Origin of the sequence: Sutcliffiella horikoshii, assembly GCF_019931755.1 — a bacterium.
GTDB classification, from domain to species: domain Bacteria; phylum Bacillota; class Bacilli; order Bacillales; family Bacillaceae_I; genus Sutcliffiella_A; species Sutcliffiella_A horikoshii_E.
This window is the reverse complement of the sequence record NZ_CP082918.1, coordinates 1,994,678-2,016,013: the sequence shown is the minus strand read 5'-3', so window position 1 is coordinate 2,016,013 and position 21,336 is coordinate 1,994,678. Positions and strand designations below refer to the sequence as shown.

Annotated in this window: 23 protein-coding genes and 1 tRNA gene; 5 read left to right on the top strand and 19 right to left on the bottom strand. The window is 39.6% G+C overall.

The features are described 5' to 3' along the window. Positions 1–116 precede the first annotated feature (116 nt). The 3 genes from K7887_RS10235 to K7887_RS10225 all read left to right on the top strand — a co-directional run bounded on the left by K7887_RS10235 (position 117) and on the right by K7887_RS10225 (position 1,545). Positions 117–213 (top strand) — tRNA-Sec (locus K7887_RS10235). 94 nt (positions 214–307) lie between these two features. Then, the gene (locus tag K7887_RS10230; protein WP_223493418.1) at positions 308–475 is read left to right on the top strand and encodes a hypothetical protein; all 168 of its coding nucleotides are present in this window, start codon (positions 308–310) and stop codon (positions 473–475) included. After that, positions 457–1,545, top strand: a complete 1,089-nt coding sequence (locus tag K7887_RS10225; RefSeq protein ID WP_317849254.1) for a M14 family metallopeptidase — start codon at positions 457–459, stop codon at positions 1,543–1,545. The genes K7887_RS10230 and K7887_RS10225 overlap by 19 nt, the downstream gene beginning before the upstream one ends. Before the next feature lie 51 nt (positions 1,546–1,596). Here K7887_RS10225 and K7887_RS10220 read toward each other — a convergent pair whose 3' ends face one another. The 9 genes from K7887_RS10220 to K7887_RS10180 form a co-directional block, all read right to left on the bottom strand. Beyond that, complete coding sequence (locus tag K7887_RS10220; protein WP_223493417.1) at positions 1,597–1,956, bottom strand: hypothetical protein; 360 nt, start codon at positions 1,954–1,956, stop codon at positions 1,597–1,599. A gap of 150 nt (positions 1,957–2,106) precedes the next feature. Then, positions 2,107–2,595, bottom strand: a complete 489-nt coding sequence (locus tag K7887_RS10215) for a hypothetical protein (protein ID WP_223493416.1) — start codon at positions 2,593–2,595, stop codon at positions 2,107–2,109. Between the two features lie 123 nt (positions 2,596–2,718). Then, positions 2,719–3,978: a glutamate-5-semialdehyde dehydrogenase gene (locus K7887_RS10210; protein ID WP_223493415.1), complete on the bottom strand. Its 1,260-nt coding sequence runs from the start codon at positions 3,976–3,978 to the stop codon at positions 2,719–2,721. 46 nt (positions 3,979–4,024) lie between these two features. Next, positions 4,025–5,143 (bottom strand): glutamate 5-kinase, encoded by a 1,119-nt coding sequence (gene proB / locus K7887_RS10205; protein WP_223493414.1) that lies wholly within the window; start codon positions 5,141–5,143, stop codon positions 4,025–4,027. A 34-nt stretch (positions 5,144–5,177) separates the two neighbouring features. Continuing rightward, the gene (gene proC / locus K7887_RS10200) at positions 5,178–6,020 is read right to left on the bottom strand and encodes a pyrroline-5-carboxylate reductase (RefSeq protein ID WP_223493413.1); all 843 of its coding nucleotides are present in this window, start codon (positions 6,018–6,020) and stop codon (positions 5,178–5,180) included. Between the two features lie 304 nt (positions 6,021–6,324). Further along, positions 6,325–7,536 carry a hypothetical protein gene (locus K7887_RS10195; protein WP_223493412.1) on the bottom strand — a complete coding sequence of 404 codons (1,212 nt, stop codon included), beginning with the start codon at positions 7,534–7,536 and terminating at the stop codon, positions 6,325–6,327. Further along, positions 7,529–8,701: a DUF58 domain-containing protein gene (locus tag K7887_RS10190; RefSeq protein ID WP_223493411.1), complete on the bottom strand. Its 1,173-nt coding sequence runs from the start codon at positions 8,699–8,701 to the stop codon at positions 7,529–7,531. The genes K7887_RS10195 and K7887_RS10190 overlap by 8 nt, the downstream gene beginning before the upstream one ends. A gap of 2 nt (positions 8,702–8,703) precedes the next feature. After that, the gene (locus K7887_RS10185; protein ID WP_223493410.1) at positions 8,704–9,639 is read right to left on the bottom strand and encodes an AAA family ATPase; all 936 of its coding nucleotides are present in this window, start codon (positions 9,637–9,639) and stop codon (positions 8,704–8,706) included. A gap of 147 nt (positions 9,640–9,786) precedes the next feature. Further along, positions 9,787–10,578, bottom strand: coding sequence for an ATP-binding protein (locus K7887_RS10180; RefSeq protein WP_223493409.1), 792 nt, complete (start codon positions 10,576–10,578; stop codon positions 9,787–9,789). A gap of 133 nt (positions 10,579–10,711) precedes the next feature. Between K7887_RS10180 and K7887_RS10175 the strand changes: the two genes are divergently transcribed. Beyond that, positions 10,712–11,137 carry a DUF2621 domain-containing protein gene (locus K7887_RS10175; protein ID WP_223493408.1) on the top strand — a complete coding sequence of 142 codons (426 nt, stop codon included), beginning with the start codon at positions 10,712–10,714 and terminating at the stop codon, positions 11,135–11,137. Between the two features lie 17 nt (positions 11,138–11,154). Here K7887_RS10175 and K7887_RS10170 read toward each other — a convergent pair whose 3' ends face one another. From K7887_RS10170 to K7887_RS10160, 3 genes are all read right to left on the bottom strand, one after another. After that, a complete protein-coding gene (locus tag K7887_RS10170) occupies positions 11,155–11,649 on the bottom strand; it encodes a CcdC family protein (protein WP_223493407.1) in 495 nt (164 codons plus the stop codon). A 151-nt stretch (positions 11,650–11,800) separates the two neighbouring features. Next, positions 11,801–12,160 (bottom strand): response regulator, encoded by a 360-nt coding sequence (locus tag K7887_RS10165; protein WP_223493406.1) that lies wholly within the window; start codon positions 12,158–12,160, stop codon positions 11,801–11,803. A 105-nt stretch (positions 12,161–12,265) separates the two neighbouring features. Further along, on the bottom strand, positions 12,266–12,976 hold the full coding sequence (locus K7887_RS10160; RefSeq protein WP_223493405.1) for a cytochrome c biogenesis protein CcdA: 711 nt from the start codon (positions 12,974–12,976) through the stop codon (positions 12,266–12,268). A 227-nt stretch (positions 12,977–13,203) separates the two neighbouring features. Between K7887_RS10160 and K7887_RS10155 the strand changes: the two genes are divergently transcribed. Then, positions 13,204–13,365: an aspartyl-phosphate phosphatase Spo0E family protein gene (locus K7887_RS10155; RefSeq protein WP_223493404.1), complete on the top strand. Its 162-nt coding sequence runs from the start codon at positions 13,204–13,206 to the stop codon at positions 13,363–13,365. Between the two features lie 83 nt (positions 13,366–13,448). Here K7887_RS10155 and K7887_RS10150 read toward each other — a convergent pair whose 3' ends face one another. The 7 genes from K7887_RS10150 to K7887_RS10120 form a co-directional block, all read right to left on the bottom strand. Continuing rightward, the gene (locus K7887_RS10150; RefSeq protein WP_223493403.1) at positions 13,449–14,327 is read right to left on the bottom strand and encodes an alpha/beta hydrolase; all 879 of its coding nucleotides are present in this window, start codon (positions 14,325–14,327) and stop codon (positions 13,449–13,451) included. A gap of 70 nt (positions 14,328–14,397) precedes the next feature. Next, positions 14,398–16,197, bottom strand: a complete 1,800-nt coding sequence (locus K7887_RS10145; protein WP_223493627.1) for an ABC transporter ATP-binding protein — start codon at positions 16,195–16,197, stop codon at positions 14,398–14,400. Positions 16,198–16,200: 3 nt separating this feature from the next. Then, complete coding sequence (locus tag K7887_RS10140) at positions 16,201–17,949, bottom strand: ABC transporter transmembrane domain-containing protein (RefSeq protein ID WP_223493402.1); 1,749 nt, start codon at positions 17,947–17,949, stop codon at positions 16,201–16,203. Positions 17,950–18,079: 130 nt separating this feature from the next. Beyond that, positions 18,080–18,298, bottom strand: a complete 219-nt coding sequence (locus K7887_RS10135; RefSeq protein ID WP_010193468.1) for a YneF family protein — start codon at positions 18,296–18,298, stop codon at positions 18,080–18,082. 92 nt (positions 18,299–18,390) lie between these two features. Next, on the bottom strand, positions 18,391–18,822 hold the full coding sequence (gene sirA / locus K7887_RS10130) for a sporulation inhibitor of replication protein SirA (protein WP_223493401.1): 432 nt from the start codon (positions 18,820–18,822) through the stop codon (positions 18,391–18,393). A 164-nt stretch (positions 18,823–18,986) separates the two neighbouring features. Then, positions 18,987–20,993, bottom strand: a complete 2,007-nt coding sequence (tkt, locus tag K7887_RS10125) for a transketolase (protein ID WP_223493400.1) — start codon at positions 20,991–20,993, stop codon at positions 18,987–18,989. 91 nt (positions 20,994–21,084) lie between these two features. Continuing rightward, positions 21,085–21,315: a DUF896 domain-containing protein gene (locus tag K7887_RS10120; protein WP_223493399.1), complete on the bottom strand. Its 231-nt coding sequence runs from the start codon at positions 21,313–21,315 to the stop codon at positions 21,085–21,087. Positions 21,316–21,336: the final 21 nt, after the last annotated feature.

Sequence of the window (21,336 nt, the reverse complement as noted above, 5' to 3'; positions counted from 1 at the left end):
CTTTTACTCTTATGGTAAGTAATGTACCACAACCGAACAAACGTTTCTACATTTTTAAGCGATAATTCTATTGCATTCTTCCATTGCTATAAGTAAAATGGTACTATCCAATGTATGGGGCTGATTGCAATGCTGGTGCTTGTCTCGGTCTTCAAAACCGCTTGTGAGGCGCGTGCCGTCTCAGGTGGGTTCGATTCCCACGCAGTCCCGCCATACATATCCTTCACATATCCTCAACTACACTTTTTACCTACCTCAAAGAAACTACACAACTAATCATCCAATCTGAATATTGGAGGCTGATGCCTTGTCTATGTTGAAAAGTAAATGGATTAAGTTCGGTTTTGCTTTTTTAGTTATTTTTCTATTTCTTCAATTTATTGTTCCCCTCCTCATTCTAGCAAACTTAGAAAAACCACCTGCAACTTCCGGTCATTTTATCAACACATATGAAGAATCAAAAACACGTTTTTAAGGTACGAGGATGACTTAATAGAAAACTGGAATACAGTAAGAAGTGATTCATTTAAAGTAGATGATGATGCAACCATCGATCTTTGGTGGGCAGATGCAAATCAAGAAAAGACCAACTTAATTGTCATTACCTCTGGGGTACATGGAGTCGAGGGATACGTTGGGTCGGCAATGCTCGATATTTTCCTGGAACAGTTTTCACCTAAATTAAATATAGAAAACACTGGTCTTATCATCGTACACTCAGTAAACCCTGTGGGAATGAAGGAAATGCGAAGGTACAATGAAAACAATGTCGATCTAAACCGCAATTTCATCTATGATTGGGACTCTTTTGATAAGGATATGAACCCAGACTATGAGGACTTAAAAGGATTTCTCCAACCTGAAAAGGAAATCGGCAACATAACCTGGAGGGATCTTGGGTTCTACGGGGAAATTGTAAAGACGGTTCTAACGGATGGAAGTACTAAAATAGAGAAAGCTTTATTAAGCGGTCAATATATGCAGCCAAAAGGTGTATACTACGGTGGCCAAGAAGATGAGCCCTCTACTAAATTCACAAAGGGCTTGTTTGAGGAAATCTTGTTAACTGAATACGCAAATATACTTCACGTCGATCTGCATACAGGTTATGGTCCGCGGTATCAGATGAGTATATTCAGTTCAGCTAAAGAAACAATGACCCAAGAAGAAGCACAAAGGGCATTTGATTATCCGCTTGTTTTTACTCCTGACTCAGATGAATTCTATGTAACCAATGGCGACGTACCGGAGTATTTTGCAATGCTTAAAGACGAAATAGCTCCTTCCAAAAGTCTATATTCCACTACTTTTGAATTCGGAACAATGGGTGATGGATTGTGGGCTTCCATTGATTCGGTCAAAAGAACGGTAATGGAGAACCAACTGATACAGTATGGCAGTGATAATGACACGACAAAGAAAATTTTAGATTCCCGTTATCGAGAGATGTTTTACCCCTCTGAGCGGAAATGGCGAGATAAGGCAAAAGAAGATTTCATACAGGCGATGGAGGGCGTCATGAAATTTAATAAAATCATCGATTAGCAAAGAATTAATAAAGTGAATGGTAGAAACAGGTCCTACCATTCATTTTTTCTACGGGGTCATGTTCCCACCCTGCATATCCATTTCAGGATTACGCCCAAACATTACATAGTCTGTGGAAATCGGTAAAATATCGATAATGCTATTAAAGTTCAATAGATTATCAAACTGAGTTCCTCTTACTGTAACGATTTGAGTTTTACTGTAAATATCTCCATTGAAATTGGTCGACATCACAATCCCATTCAAGAACGGATTTTCTTCACTTCCGTAGAAAATAGTTCTTGTCTGTCCTGGACGCAAGGTGAATACCACTTCTCCGGCGTAGTTTGCTGGGTTGCTTCCCTGGCGAACAAGGAGAACCATTTGCAAGCTAGCGGCACTACGATTGTTAAACGTTTTTTCTGCCATACTTTCACCCCCTTTTTCATGGAGTTACTTTATAGTATTCTAGTAATTCCAAATTGATAGGGTAAGTATAATAGTCAAATCTATCAAATTCAGAAAAATAAAAAGAACACCGTTGCATTCTAACTTGAGAATACCACGGTGTTTCTTTATTTAATTCTGTTTATAGTGTTCCAACCATCCTACCAATTCTTCTGGCCATTTTTCCGCATCGACGATCTTAGGTGTATATCCACCCATCTCAATCAACATATACCTTGCAGAAGTCTTTATAAAAAAGAAATCTTCCATAGGAGTCGGGATAATTTTTTCTATCTCAACATTATGTTTTTGGAGGAAAGATTTTATATCCTCCTGTTCTTTAGTGTTCAAAGGCTGAGGGGTTTCATTAATAAGTGTGTCGTTTGAACTTACAGCAATTTTTTTACGTCTTTTAGGTATGTTCTCGTTTATCATTTCTAAGATTCGAATAATTTCTGATAAACCAATCAAAACCATCCCTGTCACTAGTGCCCCTAAAAGAGTGGTAACAAAAAATAAAAAGCTTTGTGTTTGGGCCCCACCGATAATGCCTAAAAAGAATCCTAGGGCTATTACTATTCCACCTACTACCTTAAGTACTGCGCCAATTTGGTTTTGCATCATATCTCCCCTTTTCTCTCTACAATATGTATTCCACTTTCGACAAAAAAATCCTCTTTTTACTAAATATGTTTATTAAAAAGAGCCCTGCCCCATAAATAGGCAAGACTCATCAAAAAATCATTATCTAATTTGACCATTACCAGTCATCTGGAATTTAACTGTTGTTAATGCAGGTAATCCCATAGGACCACGAGCATGAAGTTTTTGAGTGGAGATTCCGATTTCTGCACCGAATCCTAAAGCGCCACCATCAGTGAAACGTGTCGATGCATTATGATATACGGCTGCCGCATCTACAAGTTTCACGAACTTGCTGGCAGTTTCTTTGTTTTCCGTAATGATTGCTTCGGAATGTTTTGTGCCAAACTCGTCTATATGGTCGATTGCCTCATCCATGTCAGCAACCACTTTCACCGCGATATCCAAGCTTAAATACTCATTCGTCCAATCTTCATGGCCTGCTTTTACAGCTCCTGGAATCGTTTCAACAACTGTGTCATCTCCATGCACTGTAATACCGTTTTCCTTGAACATGTTAATTAAAGCTTCTTTATTAGCGTGGAACCAAGCCTCATGAACAATCAATGTTTCTGCTGCGTTACAAACCGCTGGACGGTCCGTTTTGGCATTGACGACAATGGATAATGCTTTCTCGATATCTGCATCTTTGTCAATATAAAGGTGGCAATTCCCAACACCAGTCTCAAGGACAGGTACTGTCGCATTTTCTACGACTGCATTAATTAAAGATGCTCCTCCACGTGGAATCAAGACATCGATATGCTCCTTCATCGTGAAAAGCTCTTGTGTTGCCTTGCGGTCCGTACTTGCAATAAATTGCACAGCTTGTTCTGGAATAGATGTTGTCTTTAACGCTTTATGAATAACATCTACAATCGCCTGGTTGGAGTTGATGGCAGAAGAACCGCCTTTTAATACAATCGCATTGCCAGATTTCAACGCTAGTCCAGTCGCATCAACTGTCACGTTTGGACGTGCTTCGTAGATCATACCGATAACTCCAAGTGGAACGCGGACTTTTTCTACTTGAAGGCCGTTTTCCAATGTCCAATCTGAAAGGATGTCCCCAACAGGATCTTCTAATTCAGCAACTTCTCTTAGGCCATTTGCAAAATCTGCAATGCGGTCTTCAGATAGTGCCAATCGGTCCATATATGCTTCTGTATAGCCTTTTTCGCGTCCTTGGTCCAAATCTTTATTGTTGGCTTCAAGGATATGGGACACATTGCTTTCAAGGGTGTTAGCGATATGCTTAAGAATACTGTTCTTTTCTTCTGTTGTTAATAGGCCGACAACCTTTGCCGCTTTCTTTGCTTCTTTTACTTGGGTTTCAACATTTGTCTCTACTAATAAAGACATCAAATTCCTCCTAGAATTTATTTTATATATTTTTTAATAATGTTTATTAGATTCCAACCGGAATGGATGCTTCTAAGTGACATACTAAGTCGTCATTTTTTACGACTTCTTCTGCGTATTTGTCTTGAGTTTGATCATACTCTCTTAGTTGTTCAGAGGAGTAGTTTACGACTCCAAGACCAATTCTGTTTCCTTCAAAGTCCAGAATTCTTACGACGGAACCTTCTTGGAAGTATCCTTTCACTTTACAGATGCTTGACGGCAATAATCTCTTTTTGCCCAGCATGGAAATGTCGGCACCTTCTGCAAGTACTACTTCGCCCTCTGGACCTGAGTTGAACGCAATCCATTGCTTTTTGTGGTTTAAGTTTACTGCAGAATCCTTCGATTCAAAATACGTGCCAGTTGCTTCTTTTTCCACTGCTTGAAGTAAAATGTTTGGTACTCCTGCTTTTCCTAAAAACGCAGGGATTCCAGATGCCATAGCAATCTTCACAGCATCAATTTTCGACTTCATTCCGCCAGTACCGACAGAGCTTCCTGGATCTCCAGCTGCCGCTTCAATTTCAGGTGTGATTTCTTCCACTTTTCGTAAAAGAGTGGCATCCGGATCTTTGCGCGGATCCGCATTATACAAACCATCGATATCAGATAAAATTAACAGCATATCTGCATCTACAAGTCCTGCCACTTTAGCGGAAAGTGTGTCGTTATCCCCAAATTTTAGACGGTTTACCGTGACGGTGTCATTTTCATTGACGATCGGTACAATACCACGCTCTAAGAGAACATTCGCGGTGTTACGCGCGTTATTGTAGCGATTTTCATCCGAAAAATCTTCTCTTGTAATAAGGATTTGAGAGGCAACGTAACCGTTAGATAAAAGCAGTTCGCTGTATGCCTCCATCAACAAGCCTTGCCCAATGGACGCTGCTGCTTGCTTTTCCGGTAAACTTGTTGGTCTATTTAGACAGCCTAGCTTTCTGTATCCGGCTGCTACTGCACCTGAAGATACCAATAAGACTTCATAGCCCTGATCCTTCAGTTGAGCAACTTCATCAACAAGCCTTTCTAGTTTTCTTCTGCTTATTTCACCGTGTGAACTTGTCAATGAGCTGCTTCCAATTTTTATTACTACCCGTTTTGTCTTATTATCGGGGGTCATTCAATCACTCCTGTTATAAACATAGTTGTAAAGCTTACTGCAATACCAATTCTTTTTCTTTTTCTGCACTGATCTCTTTGGAACGTTCAGCTGCACCTTTTATGGCTGCTGAGATCGCTTTACCGCCACCATTTTCACTTAACGCCTCTAATCCTGCTGCCGTGGTCCCATTAGGAGAAGTAACTTTTTTACGAAGCGAAGCAGGTTCTTCATTATTGGTTTGCATCATTTTTGCTGCTCCAAGAATTGTCTGTGCAACCACATCGCGTGTTACCTCTTCATCTAACCCGGCATCTTTCGCTGTTTTCTCCATATGTTCCATTAAATAATAGAAATATGCTGGACCACTACCGGCTACTCCTGTGAAAACGTCCATTTGTTCTTCTTCAATGGTGTATACTTTTCCGATTGTTTCCAAAATGACTTTTGTGTCTACTATATGATCCATCGCAACATGCTTCCCGGCTGAAATTGCTGTTGCCGATTCGCCAATCATGCTTGATGTGTTAGGCATCACGCGAATAACGGGTTGCCCTGGGTTTAACCCCTCTTCCATATAGCTAGTGGATACGCCTGCTAATACGGAAAGCAATAATTGTGAAGAGTTTAATTGATCTTTTAATGAAGCTAATGCAATTTCTATATCTTTCGGCTTCATGGCAAGTACGATAATGTCTAGTTCATTCATATTTAAGTCCTGCTTCATAACGCCACGAACACCGTATTTATTCTCAAGTTCCATTAATCTGTTGATGTTTGATCTGTTACTTACTACTACATTATTAGCAGGGATAATTTCACTTGCTACAATTCCTGAAATCATCGCTTCTGCCATTGATCCTGCTCCAATAAATCCAATCACTTTTTCTTTCAGCATCTAATCGCTCCCGTCTGTCCGTTCGTTTTTAACAACGTTTATAATCGTAACATGTAGAGGATGTATATCAAGGGTGTTTGGGCAATTAGTCCGTATGAAAGCCAGATAGTGAGTGTAAGCGTTACCAATAATATCGACCTTCGTGTAATTCCATCAGAAGCGGAATAATCGCTGAAAATGGAGAAATACGGCGAAATATGATGGAGGATAATTATGGAAACACCGATTAAACCATTCATTCCAATGGGTTTTCACAAACAAAAAAAAGTGTACCCATAGTTGGATACACTGCAAAAATCATTATTCAACTCGCTTTTTTCCACTGCTTCATTACTTTTCGAATTTCCTCTGCCATCGTCCTGCAGGTTTCTACTTCCGAAGGGGATAGTTTCATTTCGCCATATCGCACTTTGGCATACAGCTCCATAAAGCTTTCCTTAAATGTGGTTTCCCGCTTCAACCAATCCTCCAATGTTTCGTTTGGAAGACGTCCACGGTTCTTTTTCATAGCCAATTGCTCCAAATCAAACATAAGCTTCCTTACTTCATCTTCGGGTGGCTTTTGTTTTCTTCTACCTGCAAAGAATCCATCGCCACTCTTTTTAGTCATCGTAGAAGTAAATTGCTGTTCAGTCTGAATCTCTCGTTTTTGGTTGTTCACTTTTTTCTTATTTAATAGGAGATACAGAATGGAAAGAAAAAGAATGACACCAACTGCCACTACTACAGGATTATCGAGAAGGCTTTCTGATGGTGGTAAGAGCTCGGCAGTTTCCGCTTCTTCTTCCTCCTCCATTCCAATTCCCCCAGCATCCTGAGGCCCACTGCTTTTGGGTGTCCAATCGAGCATTCCCAACAAAGCAATTACAGGTCTTGCGAAAAAATCGAAAACATAGCTAACTCCTAACCCGAATACCGAAAGCCCCGCTGTTATCAAATATTTACCCATTGTTGCAAAGACTGCAGAAACAGCGACGATGCTAATAAAAACAGCCGCTGTCGCACTAACCACCTTTTTTTGCATGTAGCTGTTCCCATTTAATTGAATGACAGCATTTCCACTATACAATAAAATGACAAGGGCCAACTGTGCACCAAATAATATCATTAATGTAAGGCCATGAGGATAGTCTACCAACGTTCCTGCGCCGTATACAAATGGCATCCAAATGAATGACATGATCAATAACGCAAAGGTGGAAATGAACCTTTCCTCCACAAAATACAAGAATGCACGGAAACTAATAATAGATCCTATAATAAGAGAAAGCCCGATGCTATAGGATGAAAGATAAGCAAAAAGCGCTAATATAGGTGCCACTAACATGATGGATACATAACTACTTGGGAGTTTGTTGTTTAAAAAGCCAAAAATTGCGATGGCAAAACCATATGGCAACAAGATCCCTGCAAAAGAAGGCAGATTTCCGGAATCTAAGTACAAGAGCAAGATGAAAAAATAGAGTATATTGAGCTCGAGCAATAAGTGAATGCTGTTCCTCCAAAGATTACCCATTTACAGCCTCCTTCCTTGCTTCTGAACGCCATGGTATTAACGTACAACTATCATCTTTCACATCAAGGAGGTTCACATTAGTCCCAGTAGGCATCCTCCACCCCCGCAAACGCTCTTCCTCGCCGCAAAGAATCACATATGGGACATGTGCAGCATGTTGAAAGGTTATTCTTTCAAAAGTAGTCATGCCAATCGACACACTGTTTCCTTGCAATCTAGCCAACATAGTCAACGCAGTTTGCAGATGGCGTTTCCCTTCCCCGTAAGGCAGTTCAAAATAACTTGGTGTGCCCACCCTTTTAATGTTGACAAGTAAGGAATACGGGATGTTGAATTTGGTCGCATGATGTAACAAATGGGTAATCCCCTTGATTCTCTCTTCTAAATTACCGGATCTTATATCAAAAACAATTAACCAGGAAAATTGAGAAGTCTTTTCATACATTTTTGTTTGGAGGGCTGTGACTTTTGCAGAAGCTTTCCAATGAATTCTATTAAATGAATCCCCGGCTGCATAATCACGGGTCCCTATAATCGTGCTAACATCTTCAAAAAGAGACGACCGAGTTGGATAGGTGCCCTGATTCCTTGGCATGATTCTTTCAAGACCGGTTACTGGAACCTGCTCTGAGTAAACCAGCGCTTCAAATTTCGTTAGATCGTTCTTTTGCAAATACACTTTCCCAAAATCAATAAAATGTGAGATTTGCAACTCAATATGATGTAATTTAGCCACTCCTCGTTCTACTGCAGTAAAAGGAATGTCAATGACTAATTCACTTTTACCCATTAAAGAAAACGGCAGACTTATTTGGCTGATCCGCGTTCTCCTGTCTCCGTTTTGAAACTCAATGTTATTATCTGCAACAAGTTGGATCCGTCCTGAGAAAACAGGCAACCTGGATGGTTGTTCGATCTTTAGTTTGATGATCCCTGTTTCTCCGGGAAAAACTTTCACTTGCCCGTCTACAATTGTAAGCTTAAGTTTCTTTCCTACATTGGCTAAATAATAGTAAGAAACAACGAAATATACAAAATACAAGCTACCCATAAAAAATAAAATGGGATGTCCTGTAAAGAAGCCGATGGCAATAATGACAAATGCGCATGCCCGGAAATAAATATGGTGAGTCAGGTTATCTACTTGTTGATTCCACCTAGTCATTCCTATAATGTCGCCTCCACAGGCACCACAACTCTTGCCAACACTTCTGTTACAACTTGTTTATTTGTCTTCTTCAGCGACCCTTCCATCGTAAGTACTAATCGGTGACTTAACACATATGGAGCCATTTTCTTTACATCTTCGGGTGTAACGTATTCTCGTCCATTCACAAATGCTGCCCCTTGTGCCGCACGCATCAACGCCAATGTCCCACGAGGACTTACCCCTAGCTCTATTTCCTCATGATTTCTTGTCATCTGGACAATTTCAAGTATGTAATCCTCTACTACAGAAGATACTTTCACCTGTTTGACCTGTTCCTGCAATTCCATGACTTCTTCTTTGCTAAAGAAGGATGTCATTTGTTTAATCGGCTCGCCTAACCGATATTTATTCATGATTTCCTTCTCTTCTTCCTTCGTTGGATACCCTAAATCTATTTGAATAAAGAACCGGTCCATCTGTGCTTCCGGCAAAGGAAACGTCCCTTGCTGAGATTCAATTGGATTCTGTGTTGCAAGCACCATGAATGGTCCTGGAATAGATAATGTTTCCCCATCAATGGTTACTTGTCGTTCCTCCATTACCTCAAGTAAACTTGATTGTGTTCTTGGAGTGGCACGGTTAATCTCATCCGCCAACAGAATATTTGTCATGATTGGTCCGGGTCTTAATTCAAAATTTTGTTCCTTCGGATTAAAAAACTGAATCCCTGTTACATCACTTGGCAGCACATCAGGAGTAAATTGAATTCTCTTGAAGCTTGCATCCATTGTCTTGGCAAAACTTTTTGCCAACATAGTTTTACCCGTTCCTGGAACACTTTCTAACAACACATGCCCTTTATTAAGTAACGAGATAAATAACAGTTCTACTACATCGTCTTTTCCGATAATTACTTTAGACATTTCTTGCTTTAAATGTTGTATTTGTTTCAATATAAGGCACCCCTTTTATATTTTTCATTCTATTTAGAATTATTTTACCATTATTTCACTTGAAAAAATAGACAAATTTCAGCAATTATTTCGCAATACGAAAAACCCGCAGCAATGATTTGCTATGGGCTAAATTAGGGGGCTATATTAATCTTTATACATCGTTAAATCTTTAGTTCTATGACTCTCCGGAGTCACAATAGAAATCAACTGATTTTGACTCATTTTATTTTTTATACGATCCGCAATCCGTTCTCCATACCGTTTCGTCAAATCCCCTGGATGGATATTAGATGTAAACACGATACTCTTTCCTTGCCTTTGGTTCAAGATGGAATAAATGGTCTGATCCACCCACTCACTTACCCTCTCTACTCCAAGGTCATCAAGAATAAGAACATCCACTTCCGCGATGGCCTTCATAAACTTACTCTCCGAATAACCTGAATCATTATCCCAAGAAGCAACGATGGTATCCATCAGTTTCGGCACATCAAAAAACATCGCGGTAATATTATTATCCTTGAAGTATTTATACAATCCTACTGCTAAATGTGTTTTACCTCTGCCTGTTCGGCCAAAATAGTATAAATTTTCTTTTCCGGTGAACTGGTCAAAAAAGTCTATTGTGCTTGCCAGTGCCTCACCTTGGCTGGAATATTCCACTTTAAAGTTCTCGAGAGTAGCATCCTCAAGCTCCCGCGGAATGATACAAAACTGTTCAAAGTACTTATGTTTTCTACGTTTTTCTGCTTGCATTGTCTCTGCAGCCAATCGACAATCACATTCATTTTCATATTCTTGCCATTGACCTTTATTTTCTCCACCGATGATTTGCATTCGAACGCGTTTTACTTCTCTATTACATTTAGGGCAGACTCTTTGGGAAAGTATTTCGGTTTTCCCCATGCTGCCTATTACGGCACCAATCTTTTTCATCGTCGCCACCTCCGTCAAAACTTTGTCATTTTTTCTATATGAATTATGTTGGATTTTTCATTTACTAGTGCAATTATAATAGTTTCGGTTATAATAATACAAGAATGTTAACGAGTTCGGAGGGAAAAAGAACATGTTAACCGGATGGTTTTTATGGTTAATTTTATTTTGGGTCGTGGCAATGGTTGGATTATTGGCCATTGGCGGATTCTTTATGTTTCGTAAATTTCTTAAAAGGATGCCTAAAGAAGATGGCAAATCGGAATTGGATTGGCAGGACTTCTATTTAGAAAAAACCCGTCACCTCTGGCCCGATGATTTGAAACAGCTATTAGAAGAGCTAGTTTCACCTGTACCGGAACTTTTCCGTGATATTGCGAGACAAAAAATCGCAGGAAAAATTGGCGAAATTGCCTATAAAGAAAGAGCGAAGGAAATAACAAGAGAACATGTCATACGTGGATATATTCTCGCTACACCTAAACGGGATCACAAGTTCCTGATAAAGAAATTGGAACACCTTAAGATTGATCACACCCCGTATCAACACCTATTTTAAAGGAAAAACCTCGGTTGTTATACCGAGGTTTTTATCGTTGGTGGAATGGAACCACTCTCTATCTTCTTATATTTGATATACATCGCAATTCTCCATGGTACAATCATGCCGAAAGCGAGCAGCCAAAACATCCCTGTCAGTTCACCAATATCAATCTGTGTACTTAGTACCAGCTTCATGACAACTCTAATCGCCAATAATCCAAGCAATATGAAGACAAACGCCTTCGAACGTTTTAAGTATATATCATTATCCTTCATCTCAAATTTGGATGTTTTAATCAGGAATATGGAAAATATCGCTCCAACTGTCAGAGCTTCCAGTATTTGAAACGAGGAGACCCGAAATTCGGGGAATAAGAACATCAATGCCCCGGTACTCATGAAAATGGGAGGTAATACAATTTTCTTCACTGATGAAGGTTTTTTCGCAGCCTTCATTCTGATAAATAATACCAGAAGTGCCATACATACTGCGAAAATCGTAGATAGTACTGTATACACATTAATCATCCTCTGTATTCACAACTTTTAACCTCTTACTATTATACCGAAAAAGAAAAATTTTAAAAGTGATATCTAAGATTTAAGTGTTTAAAACATGGTTGAAAATCACTTATCTCACGAAAAAAACTATCGTACATGTAGACGATAGTTTTTACAATTACCCTAAAACTCTCTTAACAGCTTCCAAAACCCTGCCTTCATCAAATGGCTTGACAATGAAATCTTTGGCCCCTGCTTCAATCGCTTCCACAATCAGGCGCTGCTGCCCCATGGCTGAGCACATGATAATTTTAGCTTTTGGATACTCTTTCACTATTTCACGAACTGCTTCAATACCGTTCATTTCAGGCATGGTAATATCCATCGTTACTAGATCAGGCTGATGATCTCGATAGAGTGAAACCGCATCTTTTCCATTCTCTGCTTCACCGATAACAGTGTGGTTGGATTTAGTTAAAATGTTCCCAATTGTTAGTCTCATAAACTTTGCATCATCCACTACTAAAACGTTAGCCACCGCAGAGTCCTCCTTATGTCCTATAAAAAAGTTGTAATTTTCCTTTATTCCCAATTTTAACTTTACTCTTTTCGGACAGAAGAATCAACTAAAATATCGCACAATTTAAAATCCTTTGAATCCTCCAGTAATAGCAGTCAGCCAAACAATTATTTTTGTTAACCAATCAAAGAAAAGAAGGATCCCCATGAAAATCATAATATATCCTCCAACCTTCATGATTGGCACATGGTTGCGTCTGATCCATGATAATTTTCCAATGAAAAAAGAAAGGATGAAAAATGGGATGGCGAATCCAAGAACATACGCAGTCATGTACATGACTCCAGAACCAGGGTTTGCTGCGGCCAATGCCATGACAGAAACAAGGATTGGTCCCGTACACGGTGTCCATCCAGCGGCAAAAGCCATTCCGATTAATACAGTTCCAATATAACCGGTGGGTCTATTCTTAAAAGTCATTTTTTTATCGGTCATTAAGAATTTCGGTTGGAAAACTCCAAGAATGACTAGTCCAAAAAAGATGATCAATATCGCACCGATCTGGCGTATTAAATCATTATACTGTACAAAAATTTGGCCAAGAAACGATGCGCTGAAGCCCAACCAAATAAAAATAATAGAAAACCCTAGCAAGAAAAATACTGTATGTAAAATACTTCTACTACGAAACATCCCTTTATCATCTTTCAATTCCCCTACCGAAACACCGGTTATATAGGAAAGAAACGCAGGATAAATTGGAAGCGTACAAGGGGAGATGAACGATAAAAACCCCGCTCCAAACGCTAAAAACAGCGTAACATCTGCAGACATAATATCACTACTCCTATTCAATTATAATTAATATAGTAACAGAAAAAGCAGAGAAACATACAGCCGCTTTTTAATAATCTATGACGAAACCGTGACAGTATTGCCTAGTTATTTTTCACTAGTTTAACAATTATTAAAGTCCCATTAACTTGAAGTTTTTCTTTGTATTGCCTCCTAAATTCTAGTATAATGATGTTACGAATTGGAAGAAGGAAGGATACTCAACATTGGCTACTAAACACGAACTAATAGAACTAATTGAAAAAAAGCGAACCGAACTAATTGATATTGTCGCAAAGTATGGAATGTCCTCTTCTAAAACACTAAAGCTCAGCCAGGAACTGGATACTCTACTAAACAAGTATAACCATATCATTGTACCTAAATAATACATAGAGCTTCTAGCAGCATGAAACCCCTTCTCAAATTTGAGAAGGGGTTCTTTTTTTAAACAAAAAAACTCTCAACTATCTTAGGATTCGGCTACTACTTTGATTTCCCTTGCTATCAACGACCAGGCCTCTTCCGCCTTTTCCTTTGGGCCTAGATGGGTAAACGCATGGTAACAGTCTTTGTATAACCTATATTGAACGTTTACCCCTGATGCTTTTAATTTCTCCGCATAACATTCAGCTTCTGGTCTAAATGCGTCGTACTCGGCAACGATCATAAGCGCAGAAGCTAAGCGGTCGTTAACCTCTGCATGAATAGGGGATGCAAGAGGATTGCGGGCTTGTTCATTATCAGGTAAATAACACATATTTATAAAATTTGCTACTTGAGGATATCGAGCACGCCACCTATCAGGTTCTGGTTTATCTGCGTGCGAGGTGACAAAATCCAGCATCGGACAAGATAGGACTTGAAGTAGTGGCTGATTGTCCCCTTTCTCTTCAAGGTAAAGACAGAGCGCAGCTGCGATATTTGCACCTGAACTTTGTCCACCAAGGATGATTTTTTCTGCATCAATATTCAACTCATCTGCTTCTCTTTTCAGCCATTGAATAATGTCATAACCCTGTTGAATCGGTTTCGGAAACGGGTACTCCGGTGCCTTTGCATAATCAACATTAAGAATAACGCACCCTGCCTGATTAGAAAGGAAACGACAATAAGGATCATCCATTTCCTTTTCATTCATAATAAATGCTCCACCATGGAAGTTAATGTAGACAGGGTATTTCTTCTGATTCTCTTTCAATGGATAATAGAAAGATATTTTAGTGCGGCAAACAGATGTTTCAATTATCATATCTTTTTTCATTTTCACATCTTGCAAAGGAATCATCGGCGTTTTTATAGCTTTATTAGGGAGGAGGCGTAGTAATTTCGCAATAGCAAAAGTGAACATAATTGTAACCTCACCTATAGTTTATTTTTCTTCCCGGATGGTACTTTAGGTCAATTGTGTTTATTTTAAATTAAGGGTGAATCACCGCATCTTCCACCTTTTCAGGATTACCGTTTTGAAGAAGATACATTTTGTAATACAAACCTTCTACATTCAATAATTCTTGATGTGTTCCCCTCTCGACAATTTCCCCTTGATGCAAAACTAGAATTTGATCGGCGTCTTGGATTGTAGAAAGTCGATGGGCAATCGCGATGGTCGTTCGTCCTTTTCTCATTTTTTCAAGAGCTGTCTGGATTGCTTCCTCTGTTTCGGTATCAATGTTTGCCGTTGCCTCATCAAGAACCAGAATCTTAGGTTTTGTTGCGATCGTCCTCGCAAATGCCACCAGCTGCCTTTGACCACTAGAGAAGGTCGCTCCTCTTTCGACTACTAACTGCTCATATTGGTTAGGTAATTTCTTAATAAAAGTGTCCGCCTGAACAAATTCGGCCGCTGCTTTTATCTCTTGATCTGATATGGACGGATCATGCAAGCGGATATTATGATTGATTGTACCATAGAAAAGGAATGGGTCTTGGAGTACTAGGCCCATATTTTCACGAAGTTCCTGATCTTCAAAATACTTCAGCGGGAACCCATCAATAAGTATTTCCCCTTTTTCAATTTGATAGAACCTCATTAAAAGATTGATAATGGAACTTTTTCCGCTTCCAGTGTGACCAACCAACGCTACTGTTTCACCCGGTTTTGCTGTAAAAGATATATTCTTTAATACATCACGTTTTCCATCATAAGAAAAAGTTACGTTCTTAAATTCAATTTCCCCTGATGTAATGGAAGGTGAGCTGAGTGACTGCTCCGCTGTTGGTGCTAATTCCTTTTCATCAAGTAGTTGGAAGACCCTTGAGGCGGAGACAATAGCCTGTTGGTACATAGACAGCCTCATCATCATTTGATTCACTGGTTCAAAGAATCTCCCCAAGTAATTGACAAATGCATAAAGGACACCTATTTCTATTACGTTACCAATCGATGATATTCCAAAATAACTCAATACCAAAATTAACGAAAGTACATAGACAAAATCAATAGCTGGGCGAAGCAAGAGCCCGTCAAGCTTAATATTTTTCACTCCAGCCTGGTAGTGCGCTTCATTAATTTCTGCAAATTCCTTGCGAAGGCGCTTCTCTTGTCTGAATACTTGAATGATAGACATCCCTTGTAAGGATTCATTCAGTTTGGCATTCAACTGACTGAGTCTTTCCCTCATATCTGCATAAAATCTGGAGCTGAAATGTCGGTACGTCGCCATTATCGCCAAAATGATCGGAATGATAAGCAAGCAGAAGATAGCCAGTTGAACATTCAAAAGAAACATCGCAATGAAGATACCAATCAAGAAAACTCCATTTTGAACGAATGTTGAGATAACACTTACAAACATGTCTTTGATCGCTTCAGTATCATTAGTGACTCTTGAAACGATGCTGCCTCCAGGGGTTTTATCAAAAAACTTCAATCCTAGTTTTTGTACCTTCGCAAAAATGTCAATCCGCAGTTCTTGTATAATCTTTAATGATATCTCCTGAAATTTTAACAGTTGAAAATAAGTAATGATCACTTTTGCAATCAATATTCCGATATAAAGAGAGGCAAGGGTAACAATAGGACCCGTTTCCATCACTTGTGGTGTTAAATAATCATCAATGAACACTTTGATGATTAAAGGTCCCACTATTTCCCCGATAGTCGCAAGGACGAGTAAGCTGAATGCAAATATGAATTGTCGCGTATGCGGTTTGGCATACCCCAATAATCTCTTTAATACCTGTCTTTGCTCTTTTGCTGTAATGGTCTGATTGTTCATCATTTAACCCCCATGCTCCACAAGGGATTCTAAAGCCTGCCGGTGGTACATTTCCTTATACCAACCATCCTCATCCATCAGCTTCCCATGTGTACCCTTCTGCACGATGTGCCCATTTTCCAAAACGATAATTGTTTGTGCATGCTGGATGGCACTTAATCGATGAGAGGTAATAATCGTTGTTTTCCCTTGACGATTTTCCTTTAGAGCATGCAGGATGCTTTCCTCTGTCTTTGCATCCACCGCGGAAAGTGAATCGTCCAATATTAAAATTTCCGGATCCATTAACAAAGCTCTAGCAATGGATAAACGTTGCTTTTGCCCGCCCGACAAGGAAACCCCACGCTCTCCAACCATTGTCTGATAACCGTCCGTAAATTGAATAATATCCTCATGGATGTTTGCGAGTTTGGCCGCTTGAATGATTTCTTCAAATTTCGCATCTGGTACTGCGAAAGCAATATTATCAGCAATGGTGGCAGAGAAAAGGAAATGATCCTGAGGTACATATCCGATTGCTTTTCGCAAAGCTTCTAACGTGTAATTTTTTATTGATGTTTCACCAATCAGGATATCTCCATGAATGCCATCAAATTCCCTTATCAGCATTTTCAGTAATGTGGTCTTTCCACTACCTGTCTTTCCGACCACACCTAGTGTCTGCCCTTGTTTTAAATGTACATGAATATCTTTTAGCAAAGCTTCTTCCTCTGTTGGATAGGTAAAGGTTTGGACATTGTATACAATATCACCTGTCGGAACTGTTTCGATTGCTCCTTCTGTATCTTTTATATCTACTTCCTCTTTCATCAGTGCTGTTACACGGTCGTAAGAAGCCCTACCGCGTTCTACAATGTTGAAGAGCCAACCAAATGCAAGCATTGGCCAGATCAATAGACCGAGATAGGTAGTGAATGCAATCAATTCCCCAATCGTCAGTTCTCCTGTCATGACATATCTAGAGCCAAAAGCGATTGCAAGGAAAAAGGAGACACCAATAACCAAGCCAATAGTAGGGTCAAAAAGGGAGTCTATTTTTGCCACTGTCACATTCTTTTTCACCACATCTTCTGCCTGTTTTTCAAACTCAACTATTTCCTCTTTTTCCTGCCCGAAGGTTTTGACCACTTTTATTCCATTAACACTTTCTTGTACTTTATCATTTAAGGATGAAAAGGCTGCTTGTGCTTTATGAAATGTTTTGTGAAGCAGTGTACCGTAGTAGTTTGTTGCAATAGCCATGATTGGCAATGGAATAAGACAAATCAATGTCAATTTCCAACTGATTGTTGCTGCCATGGCGATTAGAACAAACCCTCCAGTCATTAGGGAATCAACAAGAGTTAAAACCCCCGCTCCCGCAGTCTGTTGGATTGCTTGGAGATCATTCGTAGAATGTGCCATTAAATCCCCAACACGTCTCCGTTGATAAAAACCGGCGGACATTTTTGTAAAATGCTCATATAAATTGTTACGGAGTAATCTGGCCAGCCTCACCGCCGGGCCAAAAATCATGATTCTCCAAAGATACCGTAATATGTAGACGATGATAGCTGTACCAAGGAGTACAAGCATTAGTGTAAGGATGGTTTCCCTCGTAAGGGTACCTTCTACAATATGATCGACCGTCATTCCTACTATTCTTGGTGGAATCATTTCAAGGAACGCTACAAATGCAAGCAGCAGCACCCCAGGAATGTATGACCTTCTTTCTTGTTTAAAAAACCACCAAAGGTCCTTAAAAATACTCATCGTCTTTCCCCCGATTTTTCTATCTATGTTCAACTATAACAGTTTAGCAAATATTCAAATTTTTAGGAAGATACTTTTTGTAGTGTTTTTTCTCAAAAAGAAAAAGCACCCATAGTGAGTGCTTTTTCATTTATTTCATTTGCTTATTCATCGCAGACATCATCTGATTAATTTTCTTTTGGGATGGTTTCATTCCCATTTGCATCATCATCACGCGAAGCATTTGCTCATTAATTGGTGGATTTTTCTTTAAGTAAGTCATCATGTACTTACGAGCGATGAAAAATCCTAGTGCAACCCCAGCAATCAATGCTAGAACTACAATAAGAATCCAAATCCATGTTTCCATTAAAAAATTTCCTCCTCAAAACTAGGTCTACCAATGTAGTGTACTAAACTAAAACCTATTATACAACATTTTCCGATAGATTTCTCCACCAATTAAACAAATTTTCTCTGTTTGATTGGTTGGAGCCAGCCATAGCGATTCGAGGTAGCGTCTATCGCAAGGAAGTATGGTGCTTGTTTACGTATAATTTCGAAGAAGATTGCCTCTGCTTCAAATGATCCCGTCGAAGAAAGCTTTAAGTACTTTTCGAAAATGGATAGCTTCGCTGTGGAATCTTCTTTCTCTATTTTATGCTGATAGGCTACTCGTTTGTAACCTTCCTTATTCTTTAAGGCCTGCTCTAATGATTGTTGAAGTGGGAAGGTCGGGACTGGTAACGTAACATAATCCACTTGCCGTTTAATAATTGAACGAAGTGGTTCCTCTTGTTCGTATTGCTGAAAAAGCTGGAAAAGTTTTAACTCATTACCTGAGTAATGTTTAGCTACTTCTTCCTCTATCAGATAAATCATATATTCGCGCAAACGAAACCCTCCTATCACTTCTTTTCTTTTATTATAGAGAATGATAGAGAAGAGTTTTGTCTTATAGTGTAGTTGGCAAGGGGCTATTTTTAGCATATATTGTCGAATCTATAAAAAAATGAGCATTACCCCTAAATTAGGCAATGCTCACTCCAGTTAATTGCTTATTTATCTAATAACGCTTTAACACGTGCAACTACATTTTCCGTAGTAAATCCGTATTCTTTCATGATTCGCTCTCCTGGTGCTGATGCGCCGAATCCGTTGATTGCAAGGATATCCCCTTCATCTCCAGTATAGCGCTCCCAGCCTAGTGGAGTAGCCATCTCAATTCCAAGGCGTTTCTTCACATCTTTCGGTAATACAGAGTTTTTGTATTCTTGAGATTGTTGTTCAAAACGATCCCATGAAGGCATACTCACGACAGAAACATGAATGCCATCTTGTTGTAACGCCTTTTGAGCATCTACAGCAAGACCAACTTCAGATCCTGTTGCAAGGATAAGTGCATCCGCAGTTTCTTTTCCAGCTTTGGAAATAACATAAGCACCTTTACGCACACCTTCAAGTGCAGTCTCATCTGTTCCTTTAATAGTAGGTAGATTTTGACGTGTTAACACAAGTGCCGTTGGTGTTTTTTCGGATTCTAACGCCACTTTCCATGCTGCAGCCGTCTCGTTACCGTCTGCTGGACGAATAACACATAGGTTTGGCATTGCACGCAATGATGGTAGCTGTTCAATCGGCTCATGTGTAGGTCCATCTTCTCCAACTGCGATGGAGTCATGTGTAAACACATATGTCACAGGCAGCCCTTGAAGCGCTGCTAATCGGATTGCAGGACGCAAGTAATCAGAGAATACAAAGAAAGTTCCGCCGTATACTTTCAGACCACCATGTAACGCCATACCGTTCATAGCTGCACCCATTCCGAATTCACGAACACCAAACCAAATATTACGTCCGCTGTAATCTTCAGCTGTGAAGTCAGCTTCGTTTTTAATATTCGTTTTGTTTGATCCAGCCAAGTCAGCAGATCCACCAAAGAAGTAAGGTACTTGTTTGGCAATAGCGTTCAGAACCTCACCAGAAGAAGCACGGGAAGCTAAGCTTTTTCCTTCTTCATAAACAGGAATCTCGGAATCCCATCCTTCAGGAAGTTCACCTTTCATTGCTGCTTCAAGCTGTTTTCCAAGCTCTGGGTATTTTGTTTTATAAGCATCAAATAGCTCATTCCATTCCGCTTCCACTTTTGCACCTTTATCTGCAACCGTTTCACGGAAATGCGTGTACACTTCTTCCGGAACATGGAAGTCGTTCTCAAATGTCCATTTATATGCTTCTTTAGTTAATTTCAACTCATCTGAACCTAGAGGAGCACCATGAACGTCCGATTTACCTGCACGGTTTGGTGAACCATAACCGATAGTGGTCTTCACCTCAATCATTGTTGGACGGGACAAATCACTCTGTGCTTCTTCCACTGCAGCAGCAATTTCTTCTAAATTGTTTCCATCTTCCACTCGGATATATTGCCAGCCGTATCCTTTGAAACGCGTTTCAATGCTTTCAGAGAAAGAACGATCAAGGTCCCCATCAAGTGAGATATCATTAGAATCGTAAAGAACGATAAAACGGCCCAATTTCAAGTGAGATGCAAGAGAAGCAGCTTCTCCAGATACACCTTCCATCAAGTCTCCATCTCCACAAATACTGTATGTAAAGTGATTTACTAATTCCATATCTTCTTTATTGTATGTAGCTGCCAAGTGGCGTTCTGCCATTGCCATTCCGACACCCATTGCAATTCCTTGTCCAAGTGGACCAGTTGTTGCATCTACACCAGGAGTATGACCGAATTCAGGATGTCCAGGAGTTTTACTTCCCCATTGACGGAATTCTTTTAAATCATTCATAGAAACGTCATATCCACCTAAATGTAAAAGGCTATAAAGTAACATAGAACCGTGACCTGCAGACAGTACAAAGCGGTCTCTATTGAACCAGTTCGGATTCTTAGGGTTGTGATTCATAAATCTTGTCCATAAAGAATAGCCCATAGGTGCAGCACCCATTGGCATTCCTGGATGCCCTGAGTTAGCTTTTTCAATTGCATCGATAGATAGTGTACGAATTGTGTTAATGGAAAGTTGATCAATATGTTGTGTCATCTTTTCCACCCTTTCTCTCTTTAACTTATTTTTATTGGAAAGATTCTATTTTATCATAGATAGTATGTTCCAATGTTCTGAAAAAAAGCAATTAATGCTTTAAATTCTTTTTAGTATCCTTTAATTTTTCCGGAGTGACATCATTTCCTTCCGGATCCACGATTGTGACACCTTGCAAAGTATTTTCCATGGAAGCTCGGAAAGTCTTGATATACTCTTGACGAAGCTTTTGTTGTTCAACTGTTTCTTCCTTTGTAAGGCCTTCGCTTTTGGCCTTTTTTGACAGTGCATTAATTCTTGCTATTTTTTCTTTTGATAACATAGAAAACTCCTTCTTTCTTCC